The organism is Bradyrhizobium sp. Pha-3 (assembly GCF_042258325.1).
Taxonomy (GTDB): domain Bacteria; phylum Pseudomonadota; class Alphaproteobacteria; order Rhizobiales; family Xanthobacteraceae; genus Bradyrhizobium; species Bradyrhizobium elkanii.
In genome coordinates this window covers 3,838,233-3,851,665 of record NZ_CP170151.1, presented here as the reverse complement: position 1 = coordinate 3,851,665, position 13,433 = coordinate 3,838,233, and the positions used below count along the sequence as shown (strand labels likewise).

13 protein-coding genes are annotated in these 13,433 nt (G+C 63.5%); 3 read left to right on the top strand and 10 right to left on the bottom strand.

Annotated features, from left to right (window positions below; all coding sequences use genetic code 11):
- The first annotated feature begins 27 nt into the window (after positions 1–27).
- On the top strand, positions 28–447 hold the full coding sequence (locus ACE10X_RS17725; RefSeq protein ID WP_038381888.1) for a DUF2000 domain-containing protein: 420 nt from the start codon (positions 28–30) through the stop codon (positions 445–447).
- Between the two features lie 210 nt (positions 448–657).
- Here ACE10X_RS17725 and ACE10X_RS17720 read toward each other — a convergent pair whose 3' ends face one another.
- Entirely contained in the window at positions 658–1,452 is a 795-nt protein-coding gene (locus ACE10X_RS17720; protein WP_375764425.1) for an enoyl-CoA hydratase/isomerase family protein, read from the bottom strand.
- A gap of 189 nt (positions 1,453–1,641) precedes the next feature.
- Between ACE10X_RS17720 and ACE10X_RS17715 the strand changes: the two genes are divergently transcribed.
- Positions 1,642–2,151, top strand: a complete 510-nt coding sequence (locus tag ACE10X_RS17715) for a ParB N-terminal domain-containing protein (RefSeq protein WP_375764424.1) — start codon at positions 1,642–1,644, stop codon at positions 2,149–2,151.
- 217 nt (positions 2,152–2,368) lie between these two features.
- Here ACE10X_RS17715 and ACE10X_RS17710 read toward each other — a convergent pair whose 3' ends face one another.
- The 7 genes from ACE10X_RS17710 to ACE10X_RS17680 form a co-directional block, all read right to left on the bottom strand.
- Positions 2,369–2,770, bottom strand: a complete 402-nt coding sequence (locus ACE10X_RS17710) for a Zn-ribbon domain-containing OB-fold protein (RefSeq protein WP_375764423.1) — start codon at positions 2,768–2,770, stop codon at positions 2,369–2,371.
- Positions 2,771–2,853: 83 nt separating this feature from the next.
- Positions 2,854–4,050: an acetyl-CoA acetyltransferase gene (locus tag ACE10X_RS17705; protein ID WP_375764422.1), complete on the bottom strand. Its 1,197-nt coding sequence runs from the start codon at positions 4,048–4,050 to the stop codon at positions 2,854–2,856.
- The gene (locus ACE10X_RS17700) at positions 4,047–5,330 is read right to left on the bottom strand and encodes a CaiB/BaiF CoA transferase family protein (RefSeq protein ID WP_375764421.1); all 1,284 of its coding nucleotides are present in this window, start codon (positions 5,328–5,330) and stop codon (positions 4,047–4,049) included. The genes ACE10X_RS17705 and ACE10X_RS17700 overlap by 4 nt, the downstream gene beginning before the upstream one ends.
- Before the next feature lie 54 nt (positions 5,331–5,384).
- A complete protein-coding gene (locus ACE10X_RS17695) occupies positions 5,385–6,608 on the bottom strand; it encodes an ABC transporter substrate-binding protein (protein ID WP_375764420.1) in 1,224 nt (407 codons plus the stop codon).
- A 27-nt stretch (positions 6,609–6,635) separates the two neighbouring features.
- The gene (locus tag ACE10X_RS17690; protein WP_375764419.1) at positions 6,636–7,601 is read right to left on the bottom strand and encodes a PDR/VanB family oxidoreductase; all 966 of its coding nucleotides are present in this window, start codon (positions 7,599–7,601) and stop codon (positions 6,636–6,638) included.
- A complete protein-coding gene (locus ACE10X_RS17685; protein WP_375764418.1) occupies positions 7,598–8,917 on the bottom strand; it encodes a Rieske 2Fe-2S domain-containing protein in 1,320 nt (439 codons plus the stop codon). Before ACE10X_RS17685 ends, ACE10X_RS17690 begins: the two co-directional genes overlap by 4 nt.
- Positions 8,918–8,930: 13 nt before the next feature.
- The gene (locus ACE10X_RS17680) at positions 8,931–9,257 is read right to left on the bottom strand and encodes a type II toxin-antitoxin system HicB family antitoxin (protein WP_028342818.1); all 327 of its coding nucleotides are present in this window, start codon (positions 9,255–9,257) and stop codon (positions 8,931–8,933) included.
- A 205-nt stretch (positions 9,258–9,462) separates the two neighbouring features.
- On the opposite strand from ACE10X_RS17680, the gene ACE10X_RS17675 reads away from it, so the two are divergent.
- Positions 9,463–9,957 carry a MarR family winged helix-turn-helix transcriptional regulator gene (locus ACE10X_RS17675; protein ID WP_028342819.1) on the top strand — a complete coding sequence of 165 codons (495 nt, stop codon included), beginning with the start codon at positions 9,463–9,465 and terminating at the stop codon, positions 9,955–9,957.
- A 21-nt stretch (positions 9,958–9,978) separates the two neighbouring features.
- Here the strand turns inward: ACE10X_RS17675 and ACE10X_RS17670 are convergent, their stop codons facing one another.
- Both ACE10X_RS17670 and ACE10X_RS17665 read right to left on the bottom strand, forming a co-directional pair.
- Positions 9,979–11,172 carry a CaiB/BaiF CoA-transferase family protein gene (locus tag ACE10X_RS17670; protein ID WP_225162496.1) on the bottom strand — a complete coding sequence of 398 codons (1,194 nt, stop codon included), beginning with the start codon at positions 11,170–11,172 and terminating at the stop codon, positions 9,979–9,981.
- A 10-nt stretch (positions 11,173–11,182) separates the two neighbouring features.
- On the bottom strand, positions 11,183–13,420 hold the full coding sequence (locus ACE10X_RS17665; protein WP_038381896.1) for an acyl-CoA dehydrogenase: 2,238 nt from the start codon (positions 13,418–13,420) through the stop codon (positions 11,183–11,185).
- Positions 13,421–13,433: the final 13 nt, after the last annotated feature.

The window sequence follows — 13,433 nt, the reverse complement described above, 5'->3', positions numbered from 1 at the left end:
TTACCCGGCTGCAGGAATGGCTTCCGAATGAATACCGCCAGCGCGCGCATCGCCATTATTGTGAATCCAGCCTTGCCGCTTGGGTTGATTGCGAACACAGTTGCGGCCTTGAGCATCGGTATCGGCGCAGCAGAGCCGGACCTTGGAGGAAACCTCTTGACCGACGGCAACGGGCTCACCGTCCGGACCAGCGCAAACCGTCCGGTACCAATTCTGCAAGCCTCGCCCGAAGCGCTGTCCGTACTGCTGACGCGCGCGCAGCCATTGGCGAGCGGCGCCGTTTTGGTACCTTTCCCGCAATTCGCCAGGGGGCTCCACCGCTTTGAGGACTATCTCGCCGAATTTCCGCGGCGCGCGCTCTCGAACGAGACGATCGACGGCTTGGGCTTCTACGGGCCTGAAAAATGGGTTCGGTCGCTGACGGGCAATTTGAAGCTCCTGCGCTGAAGATAACGCCGCGTCATGAACCTGAGGACTGACCTCATCATGAGCATGGTCGTCTACCCTTACGCCATGGCGCCATCCCCGCTCAAGCATAGCTGCAAGGTGCCCTCGCTGGGAGATCAGAACCTTTCAGCCCTCATGGGCCACGTTTCAAGCTCACCGGGAAGCCCTCGAGTTCGGGCGTCCGGCTACCTCAAGCGGAGCCGTGTGACATTAGAGCTTCTGGATTTCGGCTGGTGGCCGGCCGGCCCGCAGGCCTTCCCGAGCCGAAGCTGTCCTCATCACGGTGGAAAAGCTTTTGCGCTCGTCAGCCAGGCCTTCGGCCAACGGACGGTCGAGAGCTGACCGGGTAAGGCGCTTGGCAAAGGCCAGGCCTTCGGCACCTCGGCCCGACAGCTCAGCGCCGATCTCAAGGGAACGCGCGAGCGGATCGGCGACGACCTCATGCACAATTCCGATTTCGTGCGCGCGCTGTCCCGTCACTGTCAGGCCACGAAGGATCATCTCGAGCGCCCTGGCCTCTCCAACGATCCTGGGCAAACGCTGTGTACCGCCACCACCCGGAAAGATGCCGATGCGCGTTTCCGGAAGTCCGATCGCCGTAACACTGCTCCCGGCGATGCGCAGGTCGCATGCCAGCGAAAGCTCGAAGCCACCTCCCATGCACAGGCCATTGATTGCCGCAATGACCGGCTTGTCGACGGCTGCAATCGCATCCGTCAGCGCGTGGAAACCAGGCGGCCGAGGACCAAGCGACGACGGGGCGCGAGACGCTCCGCGCTCAATGGCATCTGCGGCCTCGGAGAGTTCCGCAACGTCGTAGTGACGGATGAAAATGCCGGGTAGGCCCCCTGTAATGACAATGACCCGGACCGATGGGGCCATTCCTGCAGCGGCGACCGCATCGAACATCTCAGCCGCCCCGGCGGCCGTCATGGTGCCGAATGGGACGTTAGCATAGGTGATGACACGGACCGCGTCGCGATCCTGGATGGAAACAAGGGGCATAGCCTACCCTCACCGCAACCGCTCGCCGGACAATCACGCGTTGGCGCTGCACCGCTCAGAATGCGCCCGGGTCCCACACCGATCAAGCCTCGGCGCGCTAAGATTGCCATTGCAGCCGCGCGGTTCATTCTTAAAATCCTGCCTCCCCGGCATGCGTTTCGGACGGGCCTGTACAGCGGAGTAGACGTTATGCCCAAACCGGAAAGCTTCCCAATCGAGAAGATCTACGTTCCCGTGAAAAGAAGGAAGGCAATCAAGCCTCAAGTCGTCGAGGAGATCGCTGGAAGCATTCTGGAAATCGGACAACAAACCCCCATTCTCGTCAGGCCCGACGAAGACCGCTTCGTTCTGGTCGAGGGACTACAGCGGCTCGAAGCTTGCAAGGCGCTTGGAGAGACGACGGTTGTGGGCATCGTGGTCTCGGCGGAGGATGCTCAGCAAAGGACGCTCTTGTCCGAGGGACCCGAAGCAGATGCAGAACGCGACAAGATGGCGCGATTGAAAAAGCTGCGTCTCGAGAAGGAAGCTGCAGAAAGTTCGATTGCTGCCTTGAACAGGACGGATAAGGAGCGAACCCGCTCGGCAAGGGGCGCGGGCGAGAACCCGAGAACATCGCCAAGCCGGGCCTCAGCACCGACGCCGAAAAAGAAGTTGTCCGAGTGGATCGCCCAGCAGAAGCGCGACGGTGGCCGTTATTGATTGCCCGCTTTCGGTCTTGCATCCGACGCCATCCATCCGGCGATGGATTTTTCTTGACCTCTCGCTGCTCAAACGATCTTCCAAGTCACGGCAATACTTGAACTTTCGCCCCATCCATCCCTGCGCTTGTTTGAGCCCGCTTAAGCCAAGGAAACAACGTCGACACACCGGGTCCGGCTCGTCTGCGTCTGATATTCTTGCCAATCCACAAAACTTGTTAGCCGGTCCGGTGAGCGCCCACCCGGTCAGCGCCTTGCTTCAGCCGCCATTGCAGCAACGAAAAGGATGGGTCGGACGCCGGGTGATGTTCGAAGACCCCTCCAACCTCAGTTCCGATGATCACGGTCTGGCGCGGGTCGCCCAGCAGATTACCCACCATGCGCACGCCACCGGCGTGTGGCAGCTCGACGAGCAGCGCGAGATATGGGCCGTGCTGCTTTAGCGCCGGGTGCGACGGATGCCACACGCGTTCCCAACTGTAGATGCGGCCGGTCGGCTCGACGTCAGTCCACGTAAGGTCAAAGGAATGACAATTGTGGCAAATCCATTCGGGGCCGAATTGCCAGGAACGGCAGCCGGCGCAGCGTTGCACCAGCAGGCGGTTTTCCCGCAGGCCCATCCAATACGGTGCCGAAAGCCCATCTGGGTCACTGACCGGAATGGGCAACCCGGCGGGAAGATAGTGCGCACGTGAAGACCCACTCATAGCGTCGCCGCTGAACCCAGAATGAGGTTGCTGGCCGGCGTCACCATCGGGCCGCCGATCACGAGCGCCACATCATTTCGTCGAGACTGGCTCGCCGATGCGCCACGCACCTGACGAACCGCTTCAAGCACCAGCTCAAAGCCGTGCATGTAGCATTCGGCAAGGTTGCCGCCACTGGTGTTGAGCGGGAGCCTCCCGGATGGAGCGATCAAATTGTCGAAAGTCAGGAAGTCGTTGGCCTTCTCGGGCCTGAAGAAGCCGTGCTCCGCCAGCGCCATCACGACACCGCCGGTGAAGTTCTCGTACGCCTGGACCACACCGACATCTGACGGCCCCACCCCGGCCATGCGGTACAGATCGGGCGCGACAGTGTCGAAGTTCGCGGTGGCGTAGAGCGGCGCGTTGTGCGCCGTTGCCGCCGCACGATGCCCGGATCCGAAGGCCGCACCGAGCAGATAGGCCGGCTTGTGCCGGAAGTCGCTGGCGCGCTCTGCCGATACCAGCACCAATGCAGCTGCGCCGTCATTTTCCATGCAGCAATCGTAAAGATGGAAGGGCTCCACGATCCAGCGCGAGGCATCGTATTTCTCGACATCCAGCGGCTTGCCCCGCATCACCGCGCGCGGGTTGGCCTGGGCATGATGATAGGAGGCGAGCGCAATCGCGCGCAAAGCCTCCTGTCGCACGCCATGCTCGTGCATGTAGCGCTGCACCCGCATGGCAAAGCGCTGCGGGGGAGCCAGCACCCCATAGGGCATCAGATAGGACCGTTCGCCCGAAACGGTGTGAATCCCGGCCGCCTGTCCGAAACGCCCATATTGGCCCTGCGCCAATGAGCGGAACACCACGACACAATCGGCAAGGCCCGCGACGATCGAGGCGGCCGCATTGGCAACCGCCGCGCTGCAACCGCCGCCGCCCCCGCCCAATTGCATGGTCGCGGAGCGCAGTCGATGCGTCCCCAGCGCCGCAGCCAGCCGTGACGCCTCGCTGCGATCGTCGCTGTAGGACGAGAAGCCATCGATCTCGCGGGGATCGAGCCCGGCATCCTCGCAAGCCGCCAGGATCGCCTTCAACGCGAGCTTGAATTCCGGATCGGGAGAAGCGCCATGACGATAATATTCGGTTTCACCGATCCCGATCACGGCCACACGCCCCCGCAGCGTCCGCTCGTCTCGCGCGCGCCCGGTCACGGTTTGGCATCCTGTCGCGAAGCCTCGCTGCCGAACGCACCGCCTCCGGCAAGGCGCGCGATCTCCCTCTTGTCGTAGCCGAGCAACTCAAGCAGCACGTTCTCGGTGTGCTGCCCAACTGCCGGTGCCGCAACGGGATCCACGATCGGTGTCCGCGAATACCGGATCGGCAGGTTCACGTTCGGCACCCACCCCACCGTCTCATGCGGGATCCGGGTGACGATCCCGCGCTCCCTCGCCTCGGGCGAACGGATCGCCTCGCCGACGGTGCGCAGCTGGCCGCAGGGCACGCCGGCCGCCCGCATCCGCGACTGCCAGTGCGACCAGGGCTGCCGGGCAAAGGCATCGCCGAGGATCGCGAACAACTCCTCGCGCCGGCGGATTCGATCGGGGCCGGTTGCATAGATTTCGCCCCCCGCGAGATCCTCGCGCTCGAGAACCTGCGCCATCAGGCGCTGGAAGATCTTGTCATTGCCGCAGTTGATATAGAAGGAGCAATCGCTGGCCTGGAACACACCGGACGGACACGTGTCCGGGCTGGTGTTGCCGCTTCGCTTCGGATCGGCACCGCTAAAGAGCGACTGCGTGGTCGCGTAGCCGGTCATCAGGACGGCGTTCTCGAACAACGACACCTCGATGGCCTGGCCGTGCCCGCTACGCTCGCGCGCGAACAAGGCGCCAAGGATCGCATTGCTGGCCATCATTGCAGTGCTGATATCCATCACCGGCGACAATGCGCGCACGCCCTCGCGATCGGCATAGCCGTTCATCGACACGAAGCCGCTCTCGACCTGCGCGATCGGATCAAAGCCAAGCCGGTCCGAAAATGCCCCGTCGCGGCCATAGGCCGACACCGAGCAGTAGATGATCTCGGGTTTGATCTTGCGGCAGCTCTCGTAGTCGAGCCCCAGCCGTGCCATCACGCTCGCAGAAAAATTCTCGACAAGGACGTCCGCCGTCGCGATCAGCTCGCGCGCGACCTTCAGACCCTCGGCCGATTTGAGATCGAGGGCAATGCTGCGCTTGTTGCGGTTGGTCCACAGGAACGGCGCGCCGTGTCTGAGATCGGGATGCACCGGGGGATAACGGCGCAGATCGTCGCCGCGGCCCGGCGCTTCGATCTTGATCACCTCGGCCCCCATGTCGGCAAGGATCATGGTCGCAAACGGCCCCGCGATGAAATGCGAGAAATCGATCACCCGGATCCCCTCGAGCGCCGCCGGCGCTCCAGCGGGACGAGGCGTGTGCTCGGGGAAGTCGGCTACAAGCTGATCCAGCATCGGGATATCCGTCAAATTTGAGAAGTGTTGATCCAAGGATCGCGGCCGTCGTCGTCAATTGCTCTTCGGCGGGTCGACGAGCGAGCAACCGCCCTGGTCGAGCGGCCGGAAGGCTTCCGGCCCGGACAGCACGCCGACCTTCTCGAGGAGATCCCACTTGCTCTTCGACGCATTGGGGCTCTTCACCTTCAGGATGTACATGTTGTGAATGGCGCGGCCGTCGGCGCGCACCACGACCGGCCCGAACAAAGCGTCCTCGATCGGCTTCTCCTTCAGCTTCTGGATCACGGCCGGCGCGTTATTGGTTCCCGCCGCCAGCGCCGCGTTCAGATAGGCCAGCACGGAGGAATAGACGCCGGCGTGGAAGGCGGTCGGCGACTGCCCATGCTGCCGCTCGCTGAATTTGGCCGACCAGGCGCGGCTGGCATCGTCGAGGTCCCAGTAGAACGGCTGCGTGATGATCAGCCCCTGCCCGACCGCAAGCCCGCTCGACTCGACATCGTTGGTGGTGGTCAATAGCGCGGCGAAGGTGCGTCCGCTCTGCTTCAGCCCGAATTCGGCGGATTGCTTGATCAGGCTGACGGTGTCGCCACCGGCGGTCGCGAACGCGATCACGTCGGCGCCCGAGCCTTCGGCCTGCAGGATGAACGAGGCATAGTCTGCATTGTTGATCGGCACATTGACCGATCCGAGAACGGTCCCGCCACCGGCACCGATCACCGCCGTTCCGTCACGCACCATCGATTTGCCGAGCGCATTGTCGGTGGCGATGAAGTACCATTTCTTGCCGCCGTGATGCACGAGATAGGCGCCGATGGTGTGAGAGGCCGCCCAGGTATCGAAGGTCCACTGAATCGTATTGGGCGAGCAGTATTTCCCGGTCAGGTCGGACGACGCCGCGCTCGATGCGATCAGCGCCGCTTTGGTGCCGCGCACGACCTCGTTGACCGCGAGCCCAACGGCCGAGTTCGGCACGTCGGCGACCGCATCGACCTTCTCCTGATCGATCCAGCGGCGCGCGATGGCGGCGCCGACGTCAGCCTTATTCTGGTGATCCGCCGAGACGATCTCGACCTTGAAATCCGGATGAAGCCGCATGAAGTCCTCGGCCGCCATTTTGGCCGCTGTCACCGAACCTTCGCCGGCATTGTCCGAGTAAGGGCCGGACGCGTCGTTGAGCACGCCGATCTTCAGAGACCGCGCGGCGACCGCCGACGCCGGCGAACCGGCGCAAAAGGCCAGGAGGGCTATTCCAACTATCTGCGAAAGATACTTCATTGTTTCCACCCGTCGTATGTTGTTGTTTTAGAGATCGAGCACAAGCGTCCGGGACTTGGCGCCCGAGCAGCAGATCATGACGCTCTTGTTCGCCGCCTGCTCTTCGTTGCTCAGGAACTGGTCGCGATGGTCGGGTATGCCCTCGAGCACGCGTGTCTCGCAGGTGCCACAGACACCTTCGGTGCAGGCATAGTTCGCGGCGATCCCGGCCTCCAGCAGCGCATCGAGGATGGTCTTGCCGGCCTCGACCGCGATGGTGCGGTTGCTTCGCGCCAGCTTGATGTCGAAGCCACCTTCGGTGGCTGGAGCTTCCCGTGCCTTGAAATATTCGACATGTACGTGATCGGCCGGGCGACCGGCCGTCGCCGCCTCGAGCGCCTCGAGCATGGGCACCGGACCGCAACAGTAGAGATGCGCGCGAGGCGGAGCGTTCCTGACGAGCGCCAACAGATCGAACACCCGTCCCGATCGCTCGTCGTCGAAATCGAGATGTACCCTCGATCGATACGTGCCGAGTTCGTCGAGGAATGCGGCAGCGGCGCGCGTCCTCGCGGCATAGAACAGCTCCCAGTGACGTCCAAGCGCCTCAAGCCGTCGGATCATCGACAGCAGCGGCGTGATGCCGATGCCCCCGGCGATCAAGACAGAATGGTCGACCTCCTCATGGAGCGCGAAGTTATTCCGCGGCTCGGAGATCCTTATGATGTTCCCGACCCTGACGGTGTCGTGGACGAAGCTGGATCCACCCCGGCTCTCGCCATCCCTGTTCACCGCGATGACATACCGGTGCCGCTCGCATTGGTCGTTTACCAGCGAATAGCTGCGGATCATGCCGTTCGGCAGATGCAGGTCGATGTGGCTCCCGGCCGTGAACGGCGTCAGTTCGCCGCCCGCCGGGGCAATCAGCTCATACGAATTGATCCGCTCAGCCTCATATCCGATACGCTTGACCAGGACCTCCAGCGTACCAGCCGTATGTTTGAATGCGCTCACAGCTCATACCCGAAATCGGCGCCAAGCTTCGCGCGCATGAACGGCGCGCCGACGTCAACCCAGGAATCCTCCGGCGGCAACCGCAGCGAGACCGCTCGCACCATGAACACGTCCGGGTCCAAGACTCCTTTGGGTTTGATCGCGTGATCACGATAGGCGCCAAGCGCTTCAAGAATGAAACGTCGCGTCATCGCGATGCCGGTATCACTTGAGCAGAGCGTCTCCTTGGTGCGATCAAAGATCGGAGAGACGCCGCTTTGGCAGGCGCCGTCCTGCACCCAGAGCCCCGGCAGGCCCGAGAACCAGGTGGTCCGCTGCGCCTCATAGTCGAACTGAAAGCCGTTGTTCGGACTATATTTCGTCCAGTAGCCTGCGTACGGGACCGTCACCGGGTGCTGGACGAGCGCGTGGCGGCTGGCATGACCACTCTCGCGGCCCTTGTGCCCTTCGGCGAAGACCTGCCGGGTTTTCTCCAGCAGCGGCTCCGAGGGATGATAGGAGAACATGATGCAGAGCGTGTTCTCGTCATCGATCGGCACCCAGGCGTGCCCGCTCAAATCCGGGAACGGCGACAGCGGAGGCACCAGCGTATAGAACGGCAGCAGGAACTGGTTGACCCGCCAGTACAGCGTGTTGGCATCGTAATTGCGCCGCGCGGCGATGCTCATGCCGAAATCCTGCTTGATGCATTCGAAGGTCGGGCGCAGGTCGCGCTTCTGGATCCAGGCGCTCGTCGTGCCCTGCGCATCCAGCCGTCCATGAAGCAGCGGCGCGTGCGCCGAATCGATCTCACCCTCGACCGCCTGCAGCCAATTGCACTCCTGGACGCGAACCGAGATGTGCACCTGCTCGGCCGGCACCAGATTCCATTCGAGGTTCGGCAGCGGCGGAAGCTCGGCCTGGTCGGGGCCCATATAGGTCCAGATCATCCCGTTGCGCTCCTTGCAGGGATAGGCCTTGATCCGCACCCGCTCCTTGAGGCGGCTGCGCACTGGCTCTGCCGGCATGTCAGTCACGGCGCCGGTGACGTCGAATTTCCAGCCGTGATAGACGCAGCGCAGCCCGCAATCCTCATTTCGCGCAAAAATCAGCGGCGCTCCGCGATGCGGGCAGGCCTGGTCGACCAACCCGACGCGCCCCTCGGTATCGCGGAAAGCGACCAGGTCCTCGCCGAGCAGCCGGATACGCTTCGGCTGTCCGTCCTTGGGAAGATCCGCCGACGGCAGGAAGGGAATCCAGTACAGGCGAAAGAGCTCGCCGAGCGGCGTGCCCTTGCCGACCCTCACCAGGCGTTCATTGTCTTCGCGCGAGAGCATGGGTTTGCCTCCTTCAATTGCGTGTGGCCGGGCCCGCCGCGCCGCCGAGAAGCGTGGCGACACGGTCAGACAGTCCGAGATCGTGAGCGGTCCAAAGCGGATCGGATGCGGTGAGCGGCTTGCGTGGGATCGGAGGCTGCTTGCCCTCCTCCACCAGGCCGACGATCAATTCGATGCGCCGCCGCTCGAGCTCGCGCAGAGCCTCCTCGACGACGGCGGCTTCCGCCGTGCACCCCGGCAGCTCCGGATAGGCAAGGCGAACCCGCCACTGCCCCGGCTCGGTTTCGACCGCCTCCGCCTCAAGCAAATAGGGAATCGACAGCAGCTCACGCAGGTCCAAGTTTCAACCTCCCTGAACGACGTCTTCGCATCGCATTTGATACGTATACGTACTACATCATCGGAAGGCTGACAAGAGCCGAGGGCGACCCTGTCTTCCTCAGAAGAGGCTGGTGACGTGGTTCGCCACGGGGTTGAGGACGATCAGCCAAGCTGCTAACGGCTAGGGCGCAATTCGCAGAACGCAGCTGGGATCCGACAACGGCATGGCAGCCGATAAAGGCAAGCAGACAACCTCGGCGGCAGACGTTGCACGCGACTGGCAGCTCGAGGGTGGTGTCGGATTCCTGTTGCGTCTGCTGGAGGCCCGCTACGATGGGCTCTATCAAAGCATGACGCGCCAGAGCGATATCACGCCGCGGCAGTTCGGTGTGCTGATGGCGCTGTATCAGTTAGGTCCCCTAACCCCCTCCGTACTAGCGGACCGGATCAGTTGCGACCGCAACACGCTCAGCGAAATGCTGAAGCGCATGGTTGCGCGCAGACTGGTCTCGAAGAAAGACAATCCGGACGACCGCCGCTCGCTCCAGGTGCAAATCACGGCTAAAGGCGAGGATGCGCTTCTCGCCGTCATTCCGGCCGCCGCCGAGCTGCAAAACATCATGCTGGCCCCCCTTCGCAAGGAGGACCGCGCGCATTTCCTGAAATGCCTGCTGGCGATCGCGAAGGCTCCGCCGCCGGACAGTCCGGCCGATACCTGAAATCGCCGGCGTCCAGCGGCCCTAGGCCTGCACCTTCCCGAACGTACCTGCAGCTGCAAGCGTCGCGATTGCGTCCGGCGACAGGCCCAGGATCCGCGACAGCACATCGTCCCGCTGCGCGCCAATCCCGGGAACTTGACGTCCCATCGGCGTATCGGCCCCGGACATCTGCCATGGCGCATTGACGCCGACGAAGTCGCCGGCCCCGTCCGAAACGGTCCCAAACACCCCACGCTGGCGCAAATGGGCATCGGTCAGCGCCGCGCCCGGCGTCCGGTACTCGGCGCAGGGAACACCGGCGCGATCCAGCGCCGCGATGCATTCAGCAACGGTGTGGCGTTCGGTCCATTTCTCGATCACCTGCATCATGGCGGTCCAATTGGCGCCGCGCGCTGGAATGGTCGAAAAGCGCGGATCGTTAACCAGCTCTTCCTGCCCGGTCACCTCGCACAGCGCCGCGAAATTACGCGGCGTGACCGGGGCGATCAGGATATCGCCATCGCGCGTGCGGACCGGCCCATAGGTCGGGCGCGGCGCAAGGATCGGGAATTGCGCTTCCTGAAGCTCATAGACCAGCAGATTCAGCATGCAGTCCATCAAGGCTACATCGACGCGCTGTCCTTTCCCGGTGCGCGTACGCTGGACCATCGCGGTCTGGATCGCGGAATAGCCAAAGATGCCGCCGAGGATATCGGCGACAAAGATCGCGCCTGGCGCGGGACGCTCCCGGTCACCAGCATAACGCATCAGAGAGTGATCGAATCCGCTCTCGGCATGGACGATCATCGCATAAGCCGCGCGCTCGGCCGCTGGGCCTGACTGGCCATAACCCGAGATCGAGCAATAGATGAGGCGCGGGTTGATCTCGCAGAGCGTCTCGTAGCCAAGACCAAGGCGGTCCATCACGCCAGGGCGGAAATTCTCGACGAGAATGTCCGCCTCCGCGACCATTCGATGTACGAGCCTGATGGCGTCGGCATTCTTCAGGTCCAGGGCCAGGCTACGCTTGCCGGCATTGAGCTGACCGAAATAGGTGCTGTGGCCTTCGCGCAGCGGCGTTCGCAACCGCATGTCGTCGCCTTCCGGAGGCTCGATCTTGATGACCTCGGCGCCGACGTCGGCGAGCAGCCGCGCGCAATACGGCCCCGCCACCATGATCGAGAAATCGAGCACGCGCACGCCGGCGAGCGGCGCCCTGTCGCCATCCTTCTGCATCCGATCTCTCCTATCTCGGCAGCCCGAGCGCGCGTTGCGCGATCAGACTGCGCTGAATCTCGTTGGTCCCGATGCTGATGACCCACATCAGCGAATGCCGCAGGTTTTGCTCGAAGCGGCCGTTGTCGATCGCGCCCGGCATCTGCTCGGACAGCGCGGCACGCATGCCAAGAATGTCGAGCGCAGTCTCGCCGAAGCGCTCCATCAGCTCACCGGAGAAAACCTTGCTGATCGCGCCATATTCCGGCGGCGTCACGCCGTCGGCGGCAAGTTCGGCGCAATGCATCATCAAGAGACGGCCGATCTCGATCTCTGACGCCAAGGTCGCCATCCTGTCGCGGATGATTGGATCATCAGCGAGAGACCGATTACCTTGCTTCGCCTTCACATGCGAACGCAGCTGCTCGAAGGCATGCGCGACCTTCAGGACGATCCCGCCACCAACCAGCCCGCGCTCGAAGGCCAGCGCGCCGGTCAACACTTTCCAACCGCCATTGACCTCGCCAACCAGGTTCTCGGAGGGGATGCGGACGTTGTCGTAGAAGATGTTGGCAAACGTGCCATCATACATGGTCGCAGACGGACGGATGGTGATGCCCGGCGCATCCATCGGCACGATGAACATGCTGATGCCCGCGTGCGGCGGCTTCGCGTCCTTGTCGGTCCGCGCGGCGAGGAACATGTATTTCCCCCACCAGGTGGTGGTCCAGATCTTCTGGCCGTTGATCATCCAGTGATCGCCGTCCCTGGCCGCACTGGTGCGCAGCGCCGCAAGGTCCGACCCTGCCTGCGGCTCGCTGTAGCCCATGCCATGCATCGCTTCGCCACGCAGGATTTCCGGAAGGTATTTCTGCTGCTGCGCTGCCGTGCCGAACATCATCAGTGCATTGGCCTGGATCGCCGCACCGATCCGCGGCGCCTCGCCCCGCTCCATCGTCTCCATGAAGGCGATCTGCTCCAGCGGCGAGCGCGCCTGGCCGCCGAACTGCTCAGGCCATCCGAGGCCGATCCAGCCGGTCCCGCCGATATCGCGGGCGAAGGGCGCATCGAACTCGCGCTTGGCGAACGGCCTCTGGTCGAACGCCGCCTTCGTGCCTCCGCTCCAGTTTTGCGCGAGCCAGAGCCGAACCTGCTCGCGAAGCGCATTTCCGGCGGCCCCGAGGTCATATTGCGGCAGCCCGGCACCGCCCGCATCCAGCAAACGTGCGGCAAGTCTGCGCTTGGCATCCGAAGCACCGCCGAGCGCGATCGTATCGAGGTGCACGCGCTTGAAATGGATTGGCGCCTCGTGCTCCTCGGCATAGCCAATCGCGCCGAATGTGTGCTGGGTCTCCAGCGAAACCCGGCGCAGTGCATCGCCCGAGTACACCGCTGCGCAATCGACGAAATAGCGCCAATCGTCGTCGCCGCCATCATGCAGCCTGGCGACATGCTGCAGGACCAGCCTGACGCCCTCGAGCGCGATCAGGCAGTCGGCCAGCTTGTGCTGGATGGCCTGGAACTTGCCGATCGGCTGCCCGAACTGGTGTCGTTCCCTTGCGTAGTCCACGACGAGCTCAAACGCACGCCGCGCCGCGCCATAGGCACGCGCGGTCAACATCGCTCTGCCCTTGATGCGGAGATGGTCGAGATCGACTGTATCTATCGGAATGCGCGTGAGCGGCGCTTCGCTCAGCCGGACCTCATAGAGCCCCCACGCTCCCATCGCGCGGGTTGCGACGCACTCGACGCCGGCACCGTCAAGATTGATCAGCCCAAGCTGGGCCTGGTCTAGAACGACCAGAAGATGCGTCGCGCCTCCGGCAGCCTCGACAAAACGAAGCACGCCCTTTGCCTTGAGGTCTGTGACCTCAACCGCTCCTGTGCCGGCGTCCGGATCCAGCGCACCGAATGAGAAGGCGACGGTCGCCTCCCCGGACTGCAGCCGCTCCAGCAGATCCACCGCGACGTCGACCTGCGATCCGGAGATCGCAAGATTGGCGAGCGCCGCAGACCACATCGGCGCCGTGCAGCCGGCCCGGCCGAGTTCCGCCATGACGACGAAGATTTCGGCGAGCCCACCTTCACCGCTCTTCGCACCGAGCGCGGCAACGCCCTGCCCAACGAGCTTACGCCAGATCGCCGACACCTCGTCCGGCGAGGGCGATGCGGTTAAACCGAGTGGAAGCCAATGCTCGTCCAGGAAACCGCGCAAGGAATCGCGCAGCATTCCTGCGACATCGTCATTCGACGCTTCGATCGCCGCCATGGTGAGGCCCGCG